At 66.3% G+C, this 23,174-nt stretch carries 17 protein-coding genes and 1 pseudogene; 2 read left to right on the top strand and 16 right to left on the bottom strand.

Going from position 1 to position 23,174, the window contains the following annotated elements:
* A pseudogene (locus MKK60_RS08195) lies at window positions 1–134 on the top strand (IS5/IS1182 family transposase); the annotation flags it as partial.
* A 112-nt stretch (window positions 135–246) separates the two neighbouring features.
* On the opposite strand, the gene MKK60_RS08190 reads toward MKK60_RS08195, so the two are convergent.
* Window positions 247–1,311 carry a helix-turn-helix domain-containing protein gene (locus MKK60_RS08190; RefSeq protein ID WP_243984995.1) on the bottom strand — a complete coding sequence of 355 codons (1,065 nt, stop codon included), beginning with the start codon at window positions 1,309–1,311 and terminating at the stop codon, window positions 247–249.
* Between the two features lie 151 nt (window positions 1,312–1,462).
* Between MKK60_RS08190 and MKK60_RS08185 the strand changes: the two genes are divergently transcribed.
* On the top strand, window positions 1,463–2,149 hold the full coding sequence (locus MKK60_RS08185) for a DUF2971 domain-containing protein (RefSeq protein ID WP_243984993.1): 687 nt from the start codon (window positions 1,463–1,465) through the stop codon (window positions 2,147–2,149).
* 120 nt (window positions 2,150–2,269) lie between these two features.
* On the opposite strand, the gene MKK60_RS08180 is transcribed toward MKK60_RS08185, so the two are convergent.
* The 15 genes from MKK60_RS08180 to MKK60_RS08110 form a co-directional block, all read right to left on the bottom strand.
* On the bottom strand, window positions 2,270–3,178 hold the full coding sequence (locus MKK60_RS08180; RefSeq protein ID WP_243984991.1) for a hypothetical protein: 909 nt from the start codon (window positions 3,176–3,178) through the stop codon (window positions 2,270–2,272).
* A gap of 439 nt (window positions 3,179–3,617) precedes the next feature.
* Window positions 3,618–4,505 carry a hypothetical protein gene (locus MKK60_RS08175; protein ID WP_243984989.1) on the bottom strand — a complete coding sequence of 296 codons (888 nt, stop codon included), beginning with the start codon at window positions 4,503–4,505 and terminating at the stop codon, window positions 3,618–3,620.
* A gap of 117 nt (window positions 4,506–4,622) precedes the next feature.
* Window positions 4,623–4,835, bottom strand: coding sequence for a hypothetical protein (locus MKK60_RS08170; RefSeq protein WP_243984987.1), 213 nt, complete (start codon window positions 4,833–4,835; stop codon window positions 4,623–4,625).
* 153 nt (window positions 4,836–4,988) lie between these two features.
* The gene (locus tag MKK60_RS08165) at window positions 4,989–5,264 is read right to left on the bottom strand and encodes a DUF6953 family protein (RefSeq protein ID WP_243984985.1); all 276 of its coding nucleotides are present in this window, start codon (window positions 5,262–5,264) and stop codon (window positions 4,989–4,991) included.
* Window positions 5,261–5,683, bottom strand: a complete 423-nt coding sequence (locus tag MKK60_RS08160; protein ID WP_243984983.1) for a DUF6527 family protein — start codon at window positions 5,681–5,683, stop codon at window positions 5,261–5,263. Before MKK60_RS08160 ends, MKK60_RS08165 begins: the two co-directional genes overlap by 4 nt.
* A gap of 2 nt (window positions 5,684–5,685) precedes the next feature.
* Window positions 5,686–7,083 (bottom strand): ThiF family adenylyltransferase, encoded by a 1,398-nt coding sequence (locus tag MKK60_RS08155; protein WP_243984981.1) that lies wholly within the window; start codon window positions 7,081–7,083, stop codon window positions 5,686–5,688.
* Between the two features lies 1 nt (window position 7,084).
* Complete coding sequence (locus MKK60_RS08150) at window positions 7,085–7,942, bottom strand: multiubiquitin domain-containing protein (RefSeq protein ID WP_243984979.1); 858 nt, start codon at window positions 7,940–7,942, stop codon at window positions 7,085–7,087.
* Window positions 7,943–8,031: 89 nt separating this feature from the next.
* Window positions 8,032–11,388, bottom strand: coding sequence for an ATP-dependent helicase (locus tag MKK60_RS08145; protein ID WP_243984977.1), 3,357 nt, complete (start codon window positions 11,386–11,388; stop codon window positions 8,032–8,034).
* Window positions 11,389–11,390: 2 nt separating this feature from the next.
* Window positions 11,391–11,948 carry a helix-turn-helix domain-containing protein gene (locus MKK60_RS08140; protein ID WP_243984975.1) on the bottom strand — a complete coding sequence of 186 codons (558 nt, stop codon included), beginning with the start codon at window positions 11,946–11,948 and terminating at the stop codon, window positions 11,391–11,393.
* Window positions 11,945–12,586 (bottom strand): RNA polymerase sigma factor, encoded by a 642-nt coding sequence (locus tag MKK60_RS08135; protein WP_243984973.1) that lies wholly within the window; start codon window positions 12,584–12,586, stop codon window positions 11,945–11,947. Before MKK60_RS08135 ends, MKK60_RS08140 begins: the two co-directional genes overlap by 4 nt.
* Before the next feature lie 403 nt (window positions 12,587–12,989).
* A complete protein-coding gene (locus tag MKK60_RS08130) occupies window positions 12,990–15,728 on the bottom strand; it encodes a helicase-related protein (protein ID WP_243984971.1) in 2,739 nt (912 codons plus the stop codon).
* A gap of 10 nt (window positions 15,729–15,738) precedes the next feature.
* Window positions 15,739–18,681, bottom strand: a complete 2,943-nt coding sequence (locus tag MKK60_RS08125) for an anti-phage-associated DUF1156 domain-containing protein (protein WP_243984969.1) — start codon at window positions 18,679–18,681, stop codon at window positions 15,739–15,741.
* Window positions 18,678–19,325 carry a DUF3780 domain-containing protein gene (locus MKK60_RS08120; RefSeq protein WP_243984967.1) on the bottom strand — a complete coding sequence of 216 codons (648 nt, stop codon included), beginning with the start codon at window positions 19,323–19,325 and terminating at the stop codon, window positions 18,678–18,680. The genes MKK60_RS08125 and MKK60_RS08120 overlap by 4 nt, the downstream gene beginning before the upstream one ends.
* Before the next feature lie 9 nt (window positions 19,326–19,334).
* A complete protein-coding gene (locus tag MKK60_RS08115; protein WP_243984965.1) occupies window positions 19,335–22,442 on the bottom strand; it encodes a DUF499 domain-containing protein in 3,108 nt (1,035 codons plus the stop codon).
* A 3-nt stretch (window positions 22,443–22,445) separates the two neighbouring features.
* Window positions 22,446–22,679 (bottom strand): hypothetical protein, encoded by a 234-nt coding sequence (locus tag MKK60_RS08110; protein WP_243984963.1) that lies wholly within the window; start codon window positions 22,677–22,679, stop codon window positions 22,446–22,448.
* Window positions 22,680–23,174: the final 495 nt, after the last annotated feature.

Here is a 23,174-nt window from a genome sequence, read left to right as displayed (position 1 = left end):
AGCGCACCCATGCCTGGTTCAACCGTTTCCGACGCCTGCCCGTACGCTACGAGCGCCGCGCCGACATCTACGAGGCCTTCACCAACCTCGCCGCCAGTCTCATCACCCTCAACCAAATCAGGCGGTTCTGTTAGGCGCTCTTAGTGCGGGCTCTGGCTCGCGGACAGCGGCGGTAGTGTGGACGCCGGTCAGAGCCGAGGCTGGCGATCCGAAAATAGACAAGGGGAACGCGGACGTCCTGGAATGTCATCCATAACGGGAACCCCGCACGACCGCGGCGGCGAAGCCTTCCGTATAATCTGCATCGTCGATTCGGTCGACCAGCACGGGAGGCACGGCGATGCCGTCGGTGGTCGGGAAGACCCAGCCCACCTTAGGGTTCCGGCGCAGGTTCCTCACCGCCATGGCTACGCAGAAGGGCCCGTCGAGATCCTCGCGAAACATGTCCGCGAGCGCGGCCATATAGCCGGGTAGGGCCTTTCCGAACTCGTGGAGGGTGACGCGACCATGATCGTCCGAGAACGGGTGCGCGACCTGGACGTAGAGCGACCAATCGCTGTCGACGAAGCCCCGCGTGATCGAGCGTCCTTCCATGAACGTGACCTGGAGCGCCTCGTACCCGTCCTGGCAGGGCCTGAGGACCTCGGCGCCACCGTGATGGAACAGGGGCGCCACCCTTAGGCTGCCCGTACCACGGTCGAACGGCCTGCGGCCCGGCTGGTAACGCTCCTCAGGGACGACGGCGAGATGGAAGGTTGGCCCGTCGTCCTGCAGTAGTCCGCGTTCGATGCACCGGGCGTCCTCGCGCCCTGCCAGGGCGAGCGCGTCGCCTACGAACCGTTCCTCGGGCACGAACAGGGCGCGGACCTCGTCGCGGGTCAACGGCGTGTTCCTGGCGCCCGTCCGTGTGAGGAATCCCCCGGTGATGCGGTTCTGAAACGCCCTGCGTCCGTGCCATGGCACGTGCAGGATCGCGACGAAGCCATCGTCGACCTCGAAGGAACTCATCGCGATCCGAAGCGGGCGCGGATCGATGTTGTCGAGCAGGACCGAGGTCAGCCGCCGCTCGAATGCGTCGCGGTCCCCTCTGATAGGCTCGAAATGGCGGAAGCGGCCCTTCTCCTCCGCCACGCCGAAGACGAGGTAGCCGGGACCGGCGGTCAGCATGGCCACGACGTCGTCGACGAGCTTCGTCTTGCCCCGGTCGCTTTCGAGGTCGACCTTCTGCTTGAAGTCCAGACCTGTACCTTCCACAAGGGTCCCGTCCTCGATGGCCGTGCAGCTCGGCGGCGGCGACATGGTTATGGCCACGGTCGTCCTTTCGGATCAAATCGGATGATGCCGTGGTAACCTGTGTTCCGGCAGGCGCTCGTCAACGTAAGAGAGCGGCATGACGACGGTCGGCGCACGCAACTACATCGGGGGCATCGACCCCGATTAGGCGATCTACCGGACCTACTCCTTGAGGTGGTTCCTGGACCTGCTCGACACGGGCGAGGACGCCCTGCGCAACCCCTCAGCCTGGGACGACCCGTTCGAGAACTTCTTCCTCGCCCGGACGAAGGTCGACATGGGCGGCGATATAGCAACCTTGGGCAACCTCGCGGACGACTGGTACGGGCAGTGCTGGACTACGAATTGCGATACCGACGCGATGTGGCGCATCTACAGCTCCGACAGGAACGGGGTCCAGGTGAAGACGACGGTACGCAAGCTGTTCGACAACCTCTGCCGGACCCCTGCTTGGTCGCCGCCGATCCAGTTCTTCGTCGGCCAAGTCGACTACAAGTCGGAGGACGAGATCAAGGCCATGATGGGCCAGCTTACGTTCGCCGACGTCAGCATCGGGGGCCAAGGCGACGGCTTTGCCCGGCTACTCTGCATCAAGCGCGAGGCGTTCCGGCACGAACGTGAGGTGAGGATCATGTACCAGTCGGTTCCGCGCGCCGCCGGGCCGAAGGGCGCGGGTGGCACGCTCCGCTATCGATTGGAAGCGAATGCGGTGTTCGACGAAATCCTCCTGGACCCTCGGCTGACGGACGCCGAGGTCAGGGCGATGGGAGCCGGGATCGCCGCGCTCGGTTGGAGAGGGGCCGCGCCGCGGTCGACCCTGTACGAGGCTCCCGACTTCCTGATCCCGGCGACCTGACACGGTCACCCGCCAGCCGTGAGATGGTTGCGGCTGGACGGCGCGACCGTCGCTCGCGAATTGCCCGCTGCCGCCGTGACACCGCACCGGAACCAACGGGGTAGGGTACCGGGGTGCCCACTACCCGTATGTGCGGGCGGAGACGGGCATATGGTTGCCAAGGACGCCCTCGACCGACTTGGCGTTGGGCACCCTCATGATCATGCGCGTAAGGGCATCCACGTTAAGATCCTCCAGCGCGTCGCGAACCCCGGCCGGGACTGAATCCTCGCCGAACCTGCCTTCTAGCGCGTTGATGACCATGCCGGCACGCGTTTCCCGTTCCGTCCTGGCACGTTCCCGCAGGAACGCATCCTCCACCATCGGCACGCCGCTGAGATCGACCGAGAAACCCATTTCCTCTCTCCTCGTCAGTACCCTGTCCCTCATGCCCCGTAAGTCCGACAGGACCAGCAAACGTGCGAAGGCATCGGAGCGTTCGGGCAAGCCCAGCGAAGCCACCTTCGCCAGAATACGGTCGATCCTGTCCGGCGTCGAGCCGTTCCGGCAAAGCACGCCCAGCACGTTGTCGTTGACCGAGACACTGCTCAGTTGCCGTTCCGGGTCGAGCGACCGGGCGTCGATGAGCCTGAAGCCAAAGTGCAAGCCTCTGTCGTTCACCGAATTGGCCATCTTCATCGGCGACTGACCCACGTACACGCAGACTTGGTCGAGGTCCGGCAACGGGACACTCTCGGTCGGGGCGAACCGCTTCTCGACCGCCAATCGGTTCGTGAGCCCGGACCGATAGCGCAGCATCCTGAGCAGCATGTCGGCCTTGTTCGTCGACTGCAACTCGGCGTGGAACCAAGGCCCGTCACCGCCGTGACGGCGCGCGAGGACGTCCACCCGCAATTCGGTGTCTTCCAGCACCTCGCCGGGCAGGAAGTCGATCTGCCTCGGCAGACCGATCTGTTCCTGGAACGCCGGCGCACGCCCGGTCAGGAGCTTTTTCAGCGTTACGTCGATTCGCCCCACGGCATCCTCCAAGCACGGCATCGTCTCATCACGCCGGGCCTCGGACAACCCGCCAGGGCGCGCACAGCCTCCGGTCGCAACGCCCGCGTTGCCATCCCCCAAGTTGTGTACTTGTCACGGGCTGCCAACTTCCTCCACGACGCGGACTACAATGCGCTCACCGACGCGTCCCTAGCGGACGCCATGGCGGCCCACCGGCGTGTGGAGGGACGGACCGCCGCAGTCGTCGGGGTAGTCGTCGTCCTCCTGGCGGCTTCATTCACGGATGCCTGATCCGTGTCCTAGGATCGCCCACAAACCCACTCGCCTTTGTTGGCAGAGCGCCAACAAACTACCGTCTGGTTTGCAGGCCGAAGTCGAACAAAAATGAGTCCGCGTTGTTCGTGATCCGCCAACAAGGCACCGCCTGTTTGTTGGTGGATCGCGAACAAACTCGCCGGCCCCGATATTGTCAGGCGTCGACGAAGATCCTGACCCCGAGCCTATCGGCCATAGCCTTCACGGCATCGGACGGCCGGCGCCCGAGGAGCAGCACCCCGTCTGCCTGGGGCAACCGCCCTTCCACTTCCAGCATTGCCCGCAACGTCGCGCGGTACTTCAGGGCTTGGAAGACACCCCTCGCGTGTTCGCGGTCCGGGGCGCTCGAAGTCTTGACCTCCACGGCGAGATGGAACCCCGATCCGGATACGAACAGGACATCGACCCTGTCGCCGGACAGGAGGGGGGCCTCGGAAACGCCCCTCGGGAACCGCCCGTAGTCCCGAAAGAGCGACGGCCGCAATCTCACGCGCTCCTTCAGTTGCCGGTGGGCCTCGCTCTCGGGCCCCACAGGCATACGCCCCGTTCCGGCGGGTAAGGTAAGGGGCTCGTCGGATGATTTTCTGGACGGGGGTATGCGGATACCAAGGTGCTCGGCGACCTCCCACCAGCCCTGGAAGGCGTGCACCGCGTCAATGGTAGCGAGAGCGAGCGAGCGACGGGCGGACGAACCCAATCGGCCCCTCGTTCGGCCGGCGGCGCGGCGCAGATAGTAGTCGGCGCCATGACCCGGGATGCCGGACTTGTTCACCAGGATGGCGTTGAGCGGTGGGACCGGCCGTCCGATCTCATCTTCGAGTGCGGCGCAGACATCGCCTATGCGCCCCGCCGGACGGCCATACACCGGCAGGACAGGCATGCGCGCCCTCCCATGCGTGGCATGGAGGGCTGCATCGAGCTCGCCGTACGTGATCTTCCGACCGTCGATTGCACAACGCAACAACAGCGGCATCGCCAGCCGAGCCGTCTCACTGGTCCAATTGTCCCGCGCGCCTGAGACAAGGATCTGCGATGCCGTCATGCCGACCTCAACGTCGTCACGGATCAGGTCACAGCCTCGACAGGCATCGCAAGCATCGTTGCGGGCACCAGGATGCGTGTCGATCAGGCGTCGGGTTCCGAGGACAGCGACGGAACGCTACTTGCCGCGGTTCACGTTGTCCTTCGTCGACGCGTCAGGGTTGTCGCGCGCGTATTCCCGGCCGTTCACCGTGACGACGTGCGTGTCGGGATGCTCGCCGCGCTTGATCTCCGCCACCACGTTGCGGCGGGGGACGTTCGGGCGGGACCCGACGTCGTAGTGCTCGTTGCGGCCGCCGGGGCCATCGTTCCTACCTCTAATTTTGGACATCGCATGACTTCCTTCGTTTAGAACTTCAGCAGGCAGCCCGATACCCGCGACCAGATCCCACTTTTTGAACGGCTTGGAAATCTCAAGTCTCAATTTTCGCGAGAATTCACGTTCGGAGGATCTGAGCCGGGATTTCCATAGTGGAAATGGGGATCACGATTGCATGCGTCCAGGCTTGTCGTTCGGTCGGCGCAGGCGCCAGCACTGGCTACCGCGCTCCCATACAACCCGGTCGCCGCTGAATTTCTTGAACGCCTCGTTGATGCGCTTGTCCAAGGCCCAGTTCCCGTTCCCGTTCCGGTAGGTGAGATCCTCGCCCACGTTCTGTCGGACATGCCGTGCAACCCGTTCCTGGTAGACGAGTCGCCCGGTCGCGACCTCCGCCATGATCCATGCGGCGACCGAGCCGATCCGGTCGTTGATTGTCATGCCTTCCTCCCGGCGGCGCCTACGCGCTGCCCCACGGTCCGTAGTTCATCGGCGGGGCCGCCAAGGCGTTTCGGCGGGCGCCCATCCTCGCACCAGTCGATCCGACCGCGCCTGACATGGAAGTGGCAGGCACAGACGTTGGTTTGATGGACCGACGGGGCCACGGTGGGCCGCCCCAGCCAGTCCGAGGTCACGGACCAGTGCGGCCGGCGCTTGGGGTTCAACGACAGCGGGATGAGCGTCCCGCATCCGCCGGGACAGCGGAAGCAGGCCCACTTCTCGATCCCGCCGTCGACGACGTGGACGAGGTCACCGTCCCGGACCGAGGCGGCGTCGGGGTATTGCGAGACCGTCCGTGAGAGTAGTTCCGAACGAAGGAGGCCCAGCCTCCGGAGCGCCCGTGCGATCAGCGGTCCCATCGCTATCCAACCCTGCGGAGGAACGGCCTGACGTCGCCCAAGCCCCAGACGTCCGTGCCCCCACACATCTCGCAGCCGGCCCGCGGGGTGCACGTCGTGGAACGGTCCTCGACGGCGTCGAACCTGCGCTGCCTCCCGGTGCGCATGCCTCCCTCGCCCCTGAATCCTGTCAGGCCCTGGAGCAGTTCGTTCACGGCCATGCAGGCCGTCTCGGTGGTGAAGGTCACTACCGCCGGTGCCGGATCGCCGCCGCCGAGGACGTAGGCCTCGGCCTTGCGAGCCTCGTAGGCTGCGGGATCAGTGCGGCGGAGCGCTTCCTCCATCGCCCGGCGCGGATCGATCAGCCCGCGGCACATCAGGCACGGGGCTCCGGGGCCGACGACGGTGACCCGCCCGGCCATCTCGTACGGGCGGCCTTCCCGGGCCGGGACCATGCGCAGCCCCATGTCGATCACGGGGATGCCGTAGAAGTAGGCGATTCGGTTCAGGAACAACCGACCATCGTGATCGTCGGTGCATCCGAAGACCACGTCGCAGGAACGCAAGGCATCCCGGGCGCGCTCATCGCCCACCCAGCCCCTGAACGTGGCCACGGCGACCCCGAGGCCCGCCGCGTCGATCTCCCGCGCCAGGACGTCGACCTTCGGCACGCCGCCGTCGGCGTCGCTGCGCCGCGCCCCGTGGATGCGGTTGAGGTTGCTGGCCTCCACCACGTCGTCGTCGATCAGCAGGAGGTGCCCGACGCCAAGGCGGGCGAGGAGCATGGCGGTCGGGCTCCCCGTGCCGCCGCATCCGACGATACCGACCCGCATACCTCGCACGGTGCCGTTGAACGTCGGGCCGAACAGCCGCGCCTGGCGGTCGAGGACGTCACCGCCGTCATCCCCGGACCGCCCGTGAAAGTGGATGCTACGGCCGGCAACCATCACGCGGTCGCAGGGGTCGGCAGCGTGGGGCGTGGTCCAGAGCCTGGCGCAGGCGCTTCCGTCGCCGCCGAGCACGAGGCTGGCGAACGAATGCCCATCCCCGGACCGGTTCCCGACGATCCCGAGCAGGTCCGCCTCGTTGGTGTCGTCCTGGTCCGAGAAGAAGGCATGGCTGCCGGGGTGGGTGTGGACCACGGCCAGCGTCAGGCCCTCGGCCTCCGCCACCTTGAGCAGCCGTACGAACGAGCGCGTCGACCACGTCACGTGGACGTCCGACGCCGAGACCTTATCCTCTTCGGGGACGGGCATGACGCGATGGGAGACGAGGCGCCGCCTCCGCTCGCCGGACCAAGGGTCGGCGCCGATCTCGGCGGCGCCCAGGAGCAGGTAGGCCGCGGCCTCCGCACCGTCGGAGGTGGCGAGCAGCGCACGGAGCTCCGCCTCGTGCGCTTCCAGGAGGATGAGGTCGAGCATGTCAGGCGGCCTCGGCGAGGGCGCGCTCGATCCGCTTGACCATGGTGTGGACGCCGTCCGTGCCAGGACGCCATTCGTAGTTGTGCCGCGACCACCGCTGCCAGGTCCGGCCGGCGGCCTGCAACGGAACCGAGGTCTGGCGCGGATCGACACCGGTGCCGGCCAGCCTCAGCCACGGGAAGGCGTACCACATGTCGACCGGGCAATCGGGGTACCCCGGCGGGAGCAGGAGGAGGAAGTCGGCCCTGTTGGCGTCGAACTTCCCGGCGGGCAGGGGGAAGTCGCGGAGCACGATCCCGCGCTGGCCGCCCTCGACGAGGTCGTCGTGGGCGATGCCGCGGTTGTCGAGATACGCTACGTCACGCGGTGGCAGGAGGGCCGAGAGGCCCTCCGTCGTCTGCGAGACCGCGGTGAAGAACCGCTCCACGCCCGGCCGCGTGAGGTCGACGAGGTCGGTATCGCGGATGAGGAGGTCGTCGCCGCCGCGGATGTCCTGGTAGACGTCGTGCCGGACCGGGTCGACGCCGGCGAGGATCTTCAGGACGCGCCCGCTGACCACCGTCTTCCAGACCTTCTCCTCACCGTCGACGATGAAGCGGTAGGTCGCATCGGCCTTCAGGACGACGACCCTCTCCGCCCCCTGGCCGCGGAGGTCGAAGAGCTCGTCGAGGCCGACGTCCTCCAATCTGCCGTCGGGGAGCATCGCCAGGGCGACGTAATCCTCGACGGGGTGGACGCCCGCGTTCCGGATCAACTGCCGCCCCGCGGGCTTCGGGTCGTCGATGACGTGCCGGGTAAAGTTCAGGTTCTCGTCGCCGATCTCGATCTCGTAACGGTCGACGTGGTTGTGCGCGTTCATATTGGCCTCTCGCCCTTGCCGGGAGGCCCTCGGTATCGGCCGCCCCATGCCTCCTCAGCGAAGCGGGGCCGCGGGATTCGGTCATGCCGTCAGAAAGAATCCTCGGCGGTGCAGATGAAATAGAACTGGCAGGTCGGGCAATCGCGGCTGGTGACCGGTGCGAACGCGCCCCCCGCCACCCCGGCCAGGGCGTCGGCGTACGGTGCCAGTTCCGTCCCGTCCCGCTCGGGGACGATGGGAACGACCTCTGCGGCGGCGGGATAGAACGCCTGCAGATGCACGGTGCGGCCAGGGAACGCCGCCTCGCCGGCCCCGGCGAGGAGCGCCCACACGGGCTTCTCCTCCTCGGTCTTGCTCCTACGCCCGGTGCGGAACCGCCGGATGATGATTGATCCGTCCGGGGCCTCCATGACGCGATCCGGCCTGACCACCACCGTCTGGCCGGCCACGACCACGGAGAGGACGCGTTCCAAGGGGCGATGGCCGGCGTCGGGCATGGTCGCGGCCGCCGACACCATCCGATGCGCCTCGGCGAGATAGACCGCCTCGAACCCACCGCTCGGTCCGCGGTCCCGCCAGACCCGTTCGAGGTAGGCGGCAGCCTCCGGCGCCGTCACCGGATCGCCCGCGCATGCCTTGTCCCCCATCCAGGCGAGGACCTGTCGGACGCAGCCGTGGAACCGTAGGTAGGCGCTCTTCTCGGCGAGGGTCGAAAGCCCTTCCACCACCTCGTGGCGATAGCGGGCTGGGCATTTCATGTAGGTTTCGAGATGGCGTTCCTCATGGCTCTCGCGCGGGGGGACGACGACGTGGTCAATCGACGTCGCCGCGCGCGCATGGGGTGGGACCGCCCGCGTGGCTCCCAGGACCGCGGCGAGCGGCTTCAGGAACTTGGAGGGGTTGCAGGCCTGTCTCCCGGTGTAGGTCGAGGCGCTGCTGACCGACAGGACGTCCCGGGCGCGGGACAGGGCCACGAAGAAAAGGCACTCCTCCTCGGCGGCGTGGTCCCCGGGCTGCCCTTCCAGGTGCTCCAGCCCGATAGGCACGGGGCAGGCCGAGGGGCGCCGCGGACCGGGCACGTAGCGCGTCGCCGTCTGCGGGAGGTGCACAGCCCGGAATTCCAACCCCTTCGATGCGTGGACGGTCATCATCCGCACGGCGGGGAGGCCATCCGCCTCGGGCGGGACCGCCCGGAACTGACGCTCGTCGTCGAGGCGCTCCAGGCGCCGGATGTCCTCCAGGAAGCGGCGCCGTCCCCCGCGCCCCAGGGTCGTGTCGGCGTGTTCGCGAGCGAACTTCAGGAGCTGATAGATGGCCACCAGGCGCTGCCGGGACCGGGCGTCGTCGGCGTCGAGGAGGGGCCTGAGGTAGTCACTGGTCTCCAACAGGTAGGTCGCCAGCACCCGCCAGGCGGTGGTGGCCCACTCCACCCCCGACAGGTGCGCCGCCAGGCGAGGGAGGCCGATGCCTCCGCGCTCCGATATTCCGGGGAGCGTGGCGGCGCGGGCGCAGACGGCGATGACGTCCTCCCCGCTCGCGGTCGCCTCGGCGATGACCTTCAGCGCGTCGTCTCGCGAGGCCCCATACTCCGGGAAGCCGGCGACGCGGACGAGCCCGGCGCCGGCGGGATCGGCGCCAAGGGAAACGAGGGCGAGCAGGTCGCGGATCTCCGGCCGCTCGAACAGGTCCCCGAGGTACAGCACGGGGACGTCCATTTCCTGGAGCAGGCGGGAGAACCTGGCGAGACAGAGATGCGTGCGTGCCAGCACGGCCTGCTGGTCGTAGGGGATACCCTCTGCACGGAGCCGCTCGATCCGGTCCCGCATCGCCGCGGCCTCGGAAAGCAGGTCCGGCGCGTGCGCCACCTCGGCGGAGCCGACCCTGCCGCGGTGGGCTTTCCAAGTTACCGCCGGCTTCGGGGCGGCCGCCATGTCCATGCCGAATCGTTCGAAGACGCGCACCACCGTTTCGCACGACCGATAGTTGGTCTTGAGCTGCCGGCGCTCCGCCCCGGCGTGGCGCTCGGTGAACCGCATGGCGTTGGTCGGCGCCGCGCCCCTGAACCGGTAGATCGACTGGCGCGGGTCGGCGACGACCCACACGTTCCTCGCCCCGTCCGACAGCTGGTCGAGGAGGGCCGTGCTGGCTTGGTTCACGTCCTGGTACTCGTCGACGAGGATGCGACCGTAACGTCCCCGAACCTCGTCCCGGATGTCCGGACGGTCCGCGAGCAGCTTGGCGGCGAGGTAGACGAGGTCACCGAAGTCGACGGCTCCGCGCTCGCCCAGCGCCCTTTGGTACGCCTGGTAGACCCGCGCGATCTCGGCGACCTTGCCGGCTCGTTCCTTCTCGACGGGCGTCACGGCCCTGGCTTCCGTCTCCCGCGCCGCGGCGGCGTACGCGTCCGCGGAGACGAGCTCGTCCTTGGCGCGCGAGATGGCCCTGAGGATGGGCCGAAGCTCCAAGGTCGGGTCCCACAGGTTCTGGTAATGCCGAAGGCCGAGTTCGGGCAGGATCCCTTCCAGGAGGCCAAGCCCGCCGGTCTCGTCGAATACCTCGAACTTCGCGGGCAACCCGGCCGCGGCGTGGTGGAGGTGCAGCAGTTCGAGGCCGAAGGCGTGGAACGTGCCGACCCACACGAGCGGCGTCCCCGACACGTCGAGCGCCTCGATTCGTTCGAGCATCTCCGCGGCGGCCCGGTTGGAGAAGGTCAGCGCCAGGATCGACGACGCGGGCGTGCCGCCGTCGAGGAGGTGCTTGACCCGGGCGACGAGCGTGCGGGTCTTTCCCGTGCCGGGACCCGCATCGAGGATGAGGGGCCGATGGTCCCACTCGGCCGCCTGCCGCTGCTCCGGGTCCGGCGGAGGGGCCACTCTCGGGCGCTGCTCGACGTCCGTGGGAGCGAGCGGCGGCAGGAGGAGGGCGCGGATGGCCTGCATCCGGACGAACCCAATCGGCAGGCCCATCTCGACCGCGATGGCGGCGGGGCGCTCGCCTGCGATCAGCCGCTGCCGCAGTCGATCCGCCGGCAGCAGGAACTCCTGCGCGAACACGTCGGCCTGGACCTCAAGCCTCTGCCGGGGGGAGTACGCCACGACCTTGTCGGCACCGGTCTCCACCGGGCTTCCGCCGAAGCCGGCTTCCACGTCGCGGATCATGAAGGCCGCGTCGTCATGGAGCCAGTTGTGCCCGAGCTCGTGCGCCGCCACGACGGCGGCCATCTCCGGCGTCAGGTTCGACGCCAGGCGCACGAAGCCGTCCTCGCGCTCCAGAACGCCGAGCACGCCGGCCTTGTAGCGGACGCCCGGCTCGAAGCGGTCGACCTGGAGCTTGGCGACCTTAAGCCCGGCGGCGACGATGGCCGTGGCCGGCGTCAGCCCATTGGAGACCGACGCCTCGCGGTGCCTCTGGCGCGCCTTGATACGGATGTCGCGCCACACGTCCATGCTCAGCGCTCCTCGGCGGTCCAGAACGCCTTGCGCCCCGCGTCCATGTCCGAGTCCCGCACGGCCTCCTCCCACGTCCTCCGACGTCCGACCCCCGGCATGCCCTCCGCCTTGAACGCGGCACCCACCGACGCCTCGCCCGGACCGGCAAGCACGGTGGACAGCCACTCCATCGTCACGCCGAGGCGCTCGGAGGCGAGTCGGACGAACCGGCCCCGTACGCTCGCGGTCTCGATTGTCGCCGTGTTCAGGTCGGATACGATGGACCGCGCGATGCCGAGGTCGTCCGCCAGGTCGCGCAGCGAGGTGCCCGCGGCCTTCGCGACCGCGCGGAGGGTGGTGCCGGCGACCGGCGTCGCGGGTTCGTCCGCCGGTGCGGCCTCGTCCCCGGCGTCCTGCCCGGCGAGGAACCGCATGTCGACGATCTCGACCGCATGGGCCCTGATGTCGTCGGCGAACTGGGGGTACCGACCCACCCAATCACCGACCAGCTCCGGCGTCAGGGGCTCGGCGGCCTGGTGAAAGCGGAAGATGATGTCGTCGAGGTCTTCGGTGCTCATCGGTCCAGTCCAAGCTGCTCGCGCAGGTGCGCGACGGCCTTCTTGATCCAAGCATCAGCCGTCTTCGGCTGGACCCCGAGCATCGTGGCGATGCACTCCCCCTTCGAGGAGACCGGGAAGCCGGCGCGGTGGAGCAGGAAGGCCCTGCGATGGTTGTCGGGGAGGCCCGCGATCAGGTCGTCGACCGTCGCGGCCTCCTCGGGCGTCAGGCCGGCGGCGTCCGGCGGTTCGAGGATCTCGCCGGTCTCGTCGTCGACGGGCATCGGCTCGATGCGCCTCTGTTGCACCCGCCACGCCCGGTGACGGTCGGCGAGGCGTTGCTGCAACTTGGTGTAGAAGGCGGCCCCGAACCCCACCCCGTCCTTCGCAACGGGATCGACGATGGCGAGCGCCATCTTCGAGACGATGTCGTCGACGGCGTCGAGGCCGCCGTTCGGCATGTCCTTATTGGCCCGCCTGATTAGGTACGGGCGGGCTAGGCCGCATAGGTGATCCAGCAGCAGCCCCCGAAGGCGACCATCCCGCATCGCCTCGTCGCGGCATGCCGCCACCATCTGTTCCGGCTCGCAGGTCCCAAGCCCGCCGGTTTCGGCCAGTTCCTTCCAATCCTCGGGGGAGCGGATGGCTGGCTCTGTCATGTTCGACAAAAAATTGCTCCCGTTGAAGAGCGTGTCCCTAGAGCGAAGCGATTGGCGTCGATTGGATAGTGCCACGGATAAAAAATTTGGCATCCCCGTTCGAAGCCATACCAACGGGAATGGCGTCGCTTGGCAGGGCCCGCTCATCGGTCGAGGCGTGACCGCTTCCCCCAACACTTCGCGCGAGACACCGACGACTAGGTCGGCACGGACCACGTTCGGTCATCACCCGAGCCGTCACGGGGAGGTCGGCGTGCAAGATCGGACCGAATTCGCATGTGCAGGTGCCGAACCGTGACCCTAGGGGCGTACCCCTTCCATCCGCGACCGAGACGTGCCCCTTGGGTTCGGCGGTGTCGTCGCTGGCCGACGGGGTCGGCGCGGCCAAGACGTCCGGTCCGGTCTACCAGCCCTTCCTCATGAACTCGGCGATGTCCCTCGACGAGAGGATGGTCTCGGTCGCTTCCCATGTCAGATCCGTGTCGCCGGCCACGTCCCGGGAGTAGCGGCGTTCGACCGCCGGCTTGGTCAGCTTCACCCGGGCGGGGAACGATTTCACCGCATCCCGGTCCCGGAGGATCGCATCGACCCAATCGTCCTCGAATGAATCTGGAAGCTGGCCCAGCACCTGGAATATGTCGGAGAAACGTTCCGACAAGGCCGAGTAGACGTCATCCTCGTATGTGTTTGCGTAGCGCAGGTTCGCGACGTGGATGGTCGACCGCGTCTGGCCTATGCGCTGGATGCGTCCCTTGCGCTGCTCAAGTCGGGAGGGGTTCCAAGGCAGGTCGACGTTCACCTGCGCACCCAGCCTCTGAAGGTTCAGGCCCTCGCAGGCCGCGTCCGTGGCTGCCACGAGCTTTATCGATCCGTCGCGTACGGCATCCTTGATGGCGTTGCGGTCTGTACGTCGCCTTTCACCATCGCTTAGGACGAAGGACCGACCACCACCGGCGTAGATCGCAATCGGCTGCTCCGGAAATAGGCGCGCGAGTTCGCGACCCAGGAATTCCGCGGTGTCGTAGAATTGGCTGAAGGCGATCATGCCGTGCCGACGCAGCCAGCCCCCCTCGCCGAGGTAGTGCGCGATCACGGCCACCTTCGGGTCCAATCCCTCCCTCTGGGAAACCGCAGCAAGATGACCCTCGACCTCTCGCAAGCAGGAGATCTCCGATGGCGTCAAAGCCAGGCGTTCTGTTCTAATGTCCGGAAGGTCGTCGTCGTCGTCGACGAGCGAACGAGGTTCGGCACCCTGCAGCAGCATGCGCGTCGTGTTGAGCCCCGCCTCCACGGACGATCCGATCCGCCTGAGGAGGATGGTCTTCATGAATCCCGCGGACGGCCGGGACGACACGTAGAGGGCGCAGAACCGTATCGCCGCATCGTAGGCCATCCTGAAGGAGAGACCCATCTCCAGTCCGGCGCCTGAGAACAGATCGACCGGGAGCCCGTCTGACTGACGGGGATGAACCATGACCTCGATCCGGGACAGCAACCCGGCATCCTCCAGCATGGGCCGCGACCGGCGGATGACGCGGCGGATGATCGGGTTCGTCTGAGTGGCGAGTTGCGCGAATTCAGCCCTGACCTGGCTCTTTAGGCCGCGGGAGAGATCCTCGTAACGAGGACCTTCGACCTGGCTTGGCGCCATCCGGTGCAGCGACCGAACCTTCCTGTAGATCGCGTCCTCGGACATCGGGGCCAGCGGGTTGCGCAGGAGGCCCCACTGGTCGGTCGGATCGGTCGGCCAATCCCGCTCACCGGTGAGGTAATCCATGGATGTGTCGGATATCCATCCGCGGCTTCCTTCCTTGCCGAGGACATGGATCGCGCCCTTGGACAGGAGAGCCACCAGATCGTGGATCTCGACGGCATCCAGTTGGATCGGCGTCGCCGTCCCGAGGAGGACGTTCTCGGAGTTCGCAGCGATACGCTCCATGAAATCGAGCAGCCGCTTGGCGCCCACGCGCCCCCCATCCTTCCCGCCTCTGTCCGCCCTGGCCTTGTGCGCCTCGTCGAGCACCACGACCCCGAAACGCCTGCCGCGTAGATGGGCCGCCTCGCCCTGATCGTCCCCGCTGACGATGACGCCGGTCGATACGATACCGATTCGCACGGGGCAGCGGGCGACCGCGGACGCATCCCCCTTCGACGAGATCGCGAAGTCCTCGCCATCGATCCATTGCTTCCGCGTCGATGACCAGATCGCCGATGGTATCCCCAGCATGTCAACCAACTCGGTCTGCCACTGACGGGTCAGCGTCGCCGGTGCGAGGATGAGGACCGGACCGTCCGACAGGAGGGCGAGGACGAGGGCCGCGGCGCCCAACGACAGCGTCTTGCCGAGCCCGACGTCGTCCGCAAGGAGAAAGCGGGCCTTCCCATGCGCTGCATGGTCGTCAACGCATGCCTGCACGAATCGCTTTTGCCACGGCCTTAGGACCTGCCCTGTCCTGTAGATTGGGCGGTCGACGAGGGACGCGGCCGGGTTGGAGAGTTCTCCCTTTCGGCGAGCGTCCTCAATTGACGCGTACTCCGAACGGCCCGCGACCGATCCGATATGTCCTATCACCGCCGAAGGTAGATCGACGCCGAGCGCCCAGAAGTGCTCGAACTCCTCGCGGACCCATTCCGTCGCCTCCGGCGCATCGTCCTCCCAGAGGATCTCGTAGGAATGCTTTAGGCCGGTCGCGCTCTCGTTCATGGAGCCGACGAAGGCGGTCGAACCGCCGTCGCGAAACTCCAGTATCCCGGCCTTACCGTGCAGGAACACGTTGCCGCCGTCGCGTGGGACGACGCGGACCTTCATCCGTCCCGAGGCCAGGAGGCCGTGCAGGATGCGATACCGACCTTTCTCTAGGAGTTCGTCGAGACCGTTACGGTCGGCCATCCAGGCCGAGACCAGTGCCTGCGATAACGCCCCCGTCTCGACGGAGCGGGCGACCCGGACGTCGTTCGCGTCCACCTCTGCGTTGCAGATGATGCGGATTTCGTCGACGCCGCCGAGTTCCTCGGAGACGAGTTCGAGGAGCGACGACCGGAAGTAACCCGCGATGCGGAGATAGCGCCGCGTTCGCGACAGCCGCTCGGCAAGCATGTCGCGCAAAGACGCACGACGCGACGAATGACGGAGAATCGTCACGGGACCGTCCCTACAGCCGGTCCACCTCCAACCGCATGGCCATCATGTCCGCCGCGGCGCTCTCGTCCGGCCTCGTCACGGCGGTCTTGGCCGAGACGTACTTGGCGAACTCGATGAGCTTCATCCGGTTGCCCCAGTAGTCCCCCTCGTACGTGGTGCGGAGGTAGGCGAGACCCTCCTTGGGATCATCCTTCTGCATGGTCTTGTGGACGGCGAACAGTATCCGCCGCAGGTGCGAGGAGCCGAACCCCTCGCCGTCCAGCATCGCCCCCTTCAAAGCCGACGCCCCGGCGAGCGATGCGGCGTTCGCCTTCTTGGACTCCATGAGGAGGTGGTAGTTCTGGACCGAGAAGGAACGCGCGAAATCCTGGTAGTGGGCATACTTCGTGGCGCCCGTTGCCTCGATGTCCAACATCCTGACGTAGAAACGAGATGCGGGATCGAGATCGCGCCAAAGGTTCTCGGGAAACCCTTCCGGGACCAACTTGTTGTTCGCGACGCCCGCAGCGTACTCGATCAGGCCACGGATGACCGTCTTCTCGCCCTTGGCCAGCTTGCGGTAGATGTCGACGCCGATCTCGCTGCCGTCGATGTGGGTATAACCGGTGATGACCCGAAGGGCCGCCGCGTAGGCTGCGAGTCGAAGGTCGCCGTCCGTGTATAGGCGTTCCGAGGTCCAGTCCTTGTCGAGGTCGTTCAGGACCGCGAGTTGGCAGTCGACCTCCGTCTCGATCTCGTACTCGATGTCCATCTTCTTCACTTTCGCCCCAGCAAGGCGCTTGCGAAGGACGAGAAGGACCGTTCCCTGAACGTAGTTTCCCCCACCGGACGGCTTGGCGATTTCGGTGACCACGTTCCAGGCGGCCGTCACACGGAGCCCAGCCGCCCACATGATCGCGGCGAGGTCAGCCCACACGCCGACGTCCTGGTGGGTGAACATGACGACCTGCATGCCGTTGTCCGGCATTCGTTCGGAGAGCGCTCTGTAAGCCTTGACCATGTCGGAGCGGAACTTCTCGTCTGTGCCCTTCACCGCCAGGTCGCGCCGGCTATCCCAGGCCCATGCGTCGAACGGCGCCGGCGGTCTCTTCCGCAGCCACCCGATGAAGAACTCGGTGATCTCGTGATAGTTGATCGCGTCGGCATAGGGTGGGTCGGAGACGCCGAGGTCGATGTCGCCGGCGAAGTCGAGCGCCGATGCGTTCGCGACCACCGCCGAGCCCGGCACCGCCCGAACCTCGCCGAACTCAAGCAGGATGTGCTCGCTCAGGCCACGCGATGCCCGGACGCCATAATTGAACAGGGTGTTGAATGCTTGGTTGGAGAACAGATGGCTTATGGACTCGCGCGCGGCGCCGGTCCCGTAATAGCAAAGCCTGTTTCCCCAGTCCAAGGCCTTCGCCAGGTTCAGGTATAAGGCACTCTGGAGGTGGTCGTCCAGCGCGCGAATGTTCCTTGAGACCGAAGCGAAGTACAGGAGGTGCCGGGCTCCGAAAAGGTGGTGCCAGTATCGCCATCCGCGCTCGCGCATGGGTTGCGAGGTGTTGTCACCCGGGACGATGTGCTGATCCGGGATCAAACCCAAGTCCTGCCATGACGCGAGGTTGGTTCCCACGACGTCCTCGACGCGTCTTTCCCGTGCTAGGTCCTCCGCGCTCACGGCCGCGAAGAACGTAACCTGCCGTGATTTGTCGACGGTCTCCCTGTCGATCCACTGAATCGCGTACAATCGCTCCTGGAAGACGTCGTCGGCATGCGGGATGAAATCGTCTTTGCCCCATGGCCGGAGGCCGTTCGCGTTCCGGCCGTCGTCGGTTCGGTGGTCGCCGCGGATGACGCCGATGGCCACGCCATCCCGTTCGGGATTTGCCGGATGGACCAACCGGCCGTCGCGGAGCGTCCCCGTCTCGGCGGCGGCCATGTCCGCCTCCGAAACACCTGTCCTGACATCAATATCGTACCGCCGGTTGACGGGGTCCGGAACCAGGGTGGCGACGACGTTGCGCGATTTCGAGATGACGAATGTCGGGAGGATCGGCACCATCCATCCCGTCTTCGGACAACGGGTCTCGATGCAGTAGAGGTATGCCTTGGCGCGATTTCCATCCGCGTCGTGTTCGACGCCGAGTTCCGCGATCTCCCGCTCGACCGACGCGGCAACTTCCTTCTGAGCCTTCTCGAACCCCGAGCGCGCCTCCGCCGACGCACCCACCACATTGAACGTTCCCCAGGTCAACATGCAGGCGACCGGGTTCAGATCAGAGGCGAGCACCTCGCAACCGATCCGGGCGGCCTCGAACGGGATCGAGCCTCCGCCGCAGAAGGTGTCGGCGAGCCTTGGCGCATGTCCGTAACGCATCACGCCGAGTTGCCGGACAATTTCGGCGATGGAACGTGCGGTCGTGCCGAGGTGCGCGTTCACGTCGTCCCAGATCCCGTCGAGCAACTCGCGTTCCGAGCAATCCTCGGGCCTCAGGCAGAGGTCCAGGCGCCGGTCGTACGGAAGCGTAAGCAGCCACTCCGCCAGGAGCGCCTGCCGCTCGGCCTTCGGAAGCGTCTTGCGCCATTTGGGAGGCTCACCCGGCTCGATAACCTTGAGGTAACCGGGCCAATCGGGATCGACCTTCTTGGCCGGGAAGCTAGCCATGCGCCGAGCGAACGTGGTGTCATCCATGCCCATCAGCAGCAGGAAGACGCGCAGGTCCCCGATGGCATCGTCGGTCGCAGGCAGGAGGCATCCGAGTACGGTCGCCCTCACGAGGATTAAGGGCTTGCGGCCCTTCCAGTACGTGCCCAGGGTCGTGAGAAGCTGCCCCTGGACCGCCGAGCGTTCCTTGAAGGATTCGGCCGAGACCCGCCCCACCGGGAATTGCGCCTCGATGAAGGACGGGGCGTCCCGCAGGGAAAAGGGAACCGGGCCGGGATTGCCGAGGCTCTCGACGCGGGCGTTCATGCCAGAACCTCGACGTTGGCGGCGATGGCGCGCAGCGCCGCGAACTCGATCCGCTTGCGATTGGCATCCTTCACGGGCGCGTAGGCGTCGTTGCGCCGGGGCGGGAGCGTACCGCGGCCGGTGACGGAGCCGAGCGAGAACACGTCGCGCTTCGTCCCGAAGCAAAGCGCCTTGGTCAGGGCGTCCCGCCAGCCCATTCCGACCTGGTGCGCGAAGCCGGTGGCCGCCGCCGTCATGGTGTAGAGCCACCAACGCTCCTCGGGCTTGAGGCCCAACCAGTTGCGGACCGCCACCTCGCATTGCTCAAGCGAGACGACGTCCTGCTCGATGGCCCAGACGAGGACGAGCAGTTCCTTGCCAAGGAGACGCTGGACCCCGTTTCCGCCCTGGGACCAGGTTCCGGCCTTCCGTCGTTCGAGTTTAAGCCGCCGGTTGAATTCCAGCCGGACCTCGGCCGAGATGGCGTCCCATTTACCCTTGGTGAGCTGGGCCCGGAGGGTGACCTCCGGAGCCCACAGATCCTCGGTGGCCTTGGGCGGCCGCCCGTAGACCTCGAAGACGTGCACACTTTCCTTAGCAGTCCGGGGGACCTGCACGAGGTAGCAGTGTTCCTGGTAGTGGTCGGCGCAATCGAACCCAGACATTATCGTCCCCTACCGACCTTCGTCCTGCGACCAAACCATCCGCTCGAAGTCGAGCCCGAGCGCGTCGGCGAACACCTTGTAGTCCTTGCCGGAGGAGAAGCTGATGCTGTTGAAGCTGGCGTTGGCGCGGGTCGCCGTGAAACCGCCGGCGGCGGCCAGGGTCGCCATGATCGTCTCGATGGCCTCGGGCCGGAGCGCCACGTCGTCCCCGAACGTGGTGTCCGCGAAGGTTTCCGGCTCGTCGGTACCGACGTCGACCTGGCCGCCGTGCACGGCCGAGCCGTGCGCGGACTTCAACGCCGAGAGGGCATCCGTCAGGCGCGTGATCGAATCGAACTTTTGCCGTTCCAGCAGCGTCAGGGGCAGGTCGTCTCGGATGGTGCGAGGCCCAGAAGGCAGGGGGGAGGGGCCCGCGCGCCTGATCACCGAGACATCGCCGGTGCGTCCGTCCACCACCGGGAGCAAACGGACCTCGAACGCGTCGTGCGGAACGGAAAGAGGTTGCGTCACCACGGCCCCCCGGGACGGGTCGCTACCGTCGAAGGTCGCACGTATCTCGGCCGTACGAGGGATGACGGTCCATTCGACCTGCAGCCCCGCCGACGTCGAGGACGCACGGGCCACCATCAGGATCGGCGCAAGCCATTCGTAGACGGGTCCCGTGACCGCCTCCCCCTTGGAGTTCACGCCAAGGAACCAGACGCGGGAGGCGCTCGTCTCGTAGGAGCGCCCCGTGACCCGGCCGGATACGCTCGGATCGGGGGGGCCGCTTTCCGACGCGTAGACGATGTCGGCCTCCTCGGGGAGGACCACGAGCTTGTAGATGCCCTTATCGAGCATGGCGTCGAGAGGCCCGTCGAGGCGTGCGGATACCGATGTCTCGCGTTGATAGTCCTTCTCGACCAGGTCGTTGCGGAGGCGCCAGTGCTTCGTCCTGACGCTTTCCTCAATGAGATAGTCGAGCCCACCCGACGCCAGCCAGTACCAGCCGGGCTTCGCCGCAGCCTTCCTGCGCAGCTCCGACCGCTGGACCGCGTTGGCGTCGAACAACGCGATCTCCGCCTCGTCGCGCAGGGCCTTGATCTCCTTCTCGACCTTGGCCGACGGATAGAACTTCCCGCGCTGCTCCAGGGTGGCTAGGATCTGCTCCTCGCCGCGGTAATCGTTGTTGTCGAACACCATCTGGAACTGCCCGAAGTCACGCAGTCCGCGCTCGGCGGGGAACACCAAGGTGGTGAACGTCTCGCGTGCGCTCGACGTGAAGGAGTTGGCGGCCCGCACGCGGATCGCCTCGACTTCCTTAGACTGCGACGAATCCTTACCGTGCCGGGCCAGCGTCATCTTTTCCACGATGGCGATGGCACGGATCTGACGTGCGACGTTCCGTAGGGTCCCAAGCGACGTCAGGTCGGCGGTGAGGACCAGGACCCGGTTCTGGCGATCGAGCTTGGACCACCAGTCCGTCAGCGCCTTCGGAAGGTCCTTTGCCGAGCGTTCCAGGACGATGAGGGTGACGTCATCCTCAAGGACCTTGATCTCATCGAGCGACGGCAAGATCGCGAGCGTCCGATAGAGGGCCTTCGAGCGCGGTTCGAAGATCTCAGCGAGCTTCTTGCGGAGCTCGTTGTCGACCACCTCCTCCGTCAGGCTGGTCGCCGTGTTATTGATCTCTGAAATGACGTTGGCCGTCTGGCCGAAATAGACGCGTTCGTCCGGACCCTTGAACAGGTACTCAGCGGTCCCGCTCAGCTTGTCCAATGCGGTGGAGATCGCGGACGTCCGCGTAAGCGGGTCCACCAGGCACTCGACGATGTCCGAGCGGCGCAGGCCGAGGATCGGCTGCTCCGCGGTTGAAAGCGATGCCATCAGGACGAGCTTGGAGACGGACGTCGCCGTCGTGGACCCGGCCGCGTCGTCAATCTGCTCAGCCAAGGCATTGCCGCGGTCCGCGATGTCCTTCGATATTGCGTTGGTGAAGTGGTTGTTGATCTTGCGGATCTCCTCGACCGTGCCGCCATGGTTCAGGTCGAGGTGCTGCAGGCCGATCAGGAATATCTGCTCGTCGGACTTCCAGGCGTTCCTAACGGCGAGGCGGAGGATGCGGATCAGGGCGCGGGTCTGCTGGTAACCCGGGTTCTCCTTGAACCGCGCGACGATGTCCCGGATGGATGGATGGAAGGGGTAGGTCTCGCGGATACGCTGGATGAAGCTCTCGGGAACCGACGCGATGTCGTCGATTTTCTTCGCCTTGTTGAGCTCGTCCACATAAGCCTGCGCCACCTCGTCGATGACGTCGTCAGGCGGGAGGTCGTCGAACAGCTTCCGGCGGATGATCTGGAACACTTCGCCGCTGTTCTGCTGGACCGGCGTGATGGCGTGGGCGTACTTCCCGTACTGCTTGTTGAGGGTGTTGATCAGGGTCTTGAGCCGTCCCGACCCCTCCGCGAAGACGTCGTCCATCAGATTCGTGACGACGACGCAGGCACGGGGGAGGCGCGTCAACGCGTTGAACAGGCGCTCCAAGGCGCCGATGGTGATGTCGGCGAGCGTCGAGTTGCCGACGGACTGCCCTTCCGCCATCTGGAGGTAGCTCGGCAGCTCGTCGAGCAGGATCAGCACGGGTTCCGTCCCGAGGGCGGCTTCCCATGCATCAACCCCAGGAACCTTGGCGCCGTCCTTCCAGAACCGGCTCATGGCCTCGGGTCGCCCCAGGCGCTCCGCCACGAGGCCCCATAGGAAATTTTCGGGGTTCTGATGCCCGTTGAAGACGACGACCCGAGCAGCGCCGAACGTTGCGGTGGGGGCGATGTTCGGAATGATGCGGTGCCTCAGGCCGTCATCCTGCGCCAATAGGGCGAAAGCGATTAGCGAATGGGTCTTACCCCCGCCCATCGACTGAGAGAGATAGAATGCCCCCCCGTCCGACCGTCCTGAGAGGCGGTCGAAACCGTTGCGCACAAGGGCACTGAGGCCCTCGGTGAAGTGGTTGCGCCGGAAGAACGCATCCGCGTCGATGCCCCGATGGAGATCGTCCAGGTTCGCGATCTGATCCACGAGGCCATCGTCGTCGACGAGGTCCGATATGCGGCAAAGCTGACGTACGGTCTGGATCGCCATGGATCAGGCCATCCCATCCGAGCCAGCGACGCCGTCCCGCCTGCTCCGCAACATCGCTTCCACAGCTTCCTCCACAAGTTCGTATGCGGGGCGCTCCTCGTCGAGGGCAGCCTTCTTCAGGTCGCGTATGAGTGGCGGCGGAAGGTAAACATAGAATGCCCTCCGGCCATCCTTCCGTATCGCCCCCGGAGAGGGATTGCGAGCCATCACCGCCATCCAGATATCCAGCGTGGCCATTCTCTACGATTGGATCGATTCGGCAATCCGCAGATGTCCGATGGGAGAGGTACGCCACTTATCGGGCAGCGCTTGCCACCAGAATGGCCTATCCGGTCGAAAGGCACATGGCGGCGAGCTGAAACGTCGACTTAGATCATGTTCGACACTGCTCCGGCCCACCCGCATAACGGGGGCGGCTTCGCATCGCGTTCGGTCGCGACCCTCCGGCGAAGCCGGGGTTGACCTGCAGACATGCCATTCCGGCAACTGCCGTCGTCCCCCCCCCCCCCCCCCCGCCCCCCCCCCCCCTCCGCCCCCGCCCGGCGCCCACCGTCCTCCCCCCCTTCCCCTCGCACCCCCCCCTTCACTCTTCACCTCCACACCTCCTCGCCCCCCCCCACTCACGCCTGTCGACAACTCCCTCCACCACACACCTGAACCCCTGACCAGCCTAACGCCACAACACAACACCTGTCTACCTGCCCCAATAAGACACGAACCGTTCTGGGAGTC

Source organism: Methylobacterium sp. J-092, assembly GCF_022829325.1.
Taxonomy (GTDB): domain Bacteria; phylum Pseudomonadota; class Alphaproteobacteria; order Rhizobiales; family Beijerinckiaceae; genus Methylobacterium.
This window is presented reverse-complemented; position numbering and strand designations above follow the sequence as displayed.

Bases quoted from the DNA above. Each gene is read 5' to 3' on its own strand.
- MKK60_RS08175 (WP_243984989.1), bottom strand. From the start codon at position 4,505: ATGACGGCATCGCAGATCCTTGTCTCAGGCGCGCGGGACAATTGGACC.
- MKK60_RS08170 (WP_243984987.1), bottom strand. From the start codon at position 4,835: ATGTCCAAAATTAGAGGTAGGAACGATGGCCCCGGCGGCCGCAACGAG.
- MKK60_RS08165 (WP_243984985.1), bottom strand. From the start codon at position 5,264: ATGACAATCAACGACCGGATCGGCTCGGTCGCCGCATGGATCATGGCG.
- MKK60_RS08160 (WP_243984983.1), bottom strand. From the start codon at position 5,683: ATGGGACCGCTGATCGCACGGGCGCTCCGGAGGCTGGGCCTCCTTCGT.
- MKK60_RS08155 (WP_243984981.1), bottom strand. From the start codon at position 7,083: ATGCTCGACCTCATCCTCCTGGAAGCGCACGAGGCGGAGCTCCGTGCG.
- MKK60_RS08150 (WP_243984979.1), bottom strand. From the start codon at position 7,942: ATGAACGCGCACAACCACGTCGACCGTTACGAGATCGAGATCGGCGAC.
- MKK60_RS08145 (WP_243984977.1), bottom strand. From the start codon at position 11,388: ATGGACGTGTGGCGCGACATCCGTATCAAGGCGCGCCAGAGGCACCGC.
- MKK60_RS08140 (WP_243984975.1), bottom strand. From the start codon at position 11,948: ATGAGCACCGAAGACCTCGACGACATCATCTTCCGCTTTCACCAGGCC.
- MKK60_RS08135 (WP_243984973.1), bottom strand. From the start codon at position 12,586: ATGACAGAGCCAGCCATCCGCTCCCCCGAGGATTGGAAGGAACTGGCC.
- MKK60_RS08125 (WP_243984969.1), bottom strand. From the start codon at position 18,681: ATGAACGCCCGCGTCGAGAGCCTCGGCAATCCCGGCCCGGTTCCCTTT.
- MKK60_RS08120 (WP_243984967.1), bottom strand. From the start codon at position 19,325: ATGTCTGGGTTCGATTGCGCCGACCACTACCAGGAACACTGCTACCTC.
- MKK60_RS08115 (WP_243984965.1), bottom strand. From the start codon at position 22,442: ATGGCGATCCAGACCGTACGTCAGCTTTGCCGCATATCGGACCTCGTC.
- MKK60_RS08110 (WP_243984963.1), bottom strand. From the start codon at position 22,679: ATGGCCACGCTGGATATCTGGATGGCGGTGATGGCTCGCAATCCCTCT.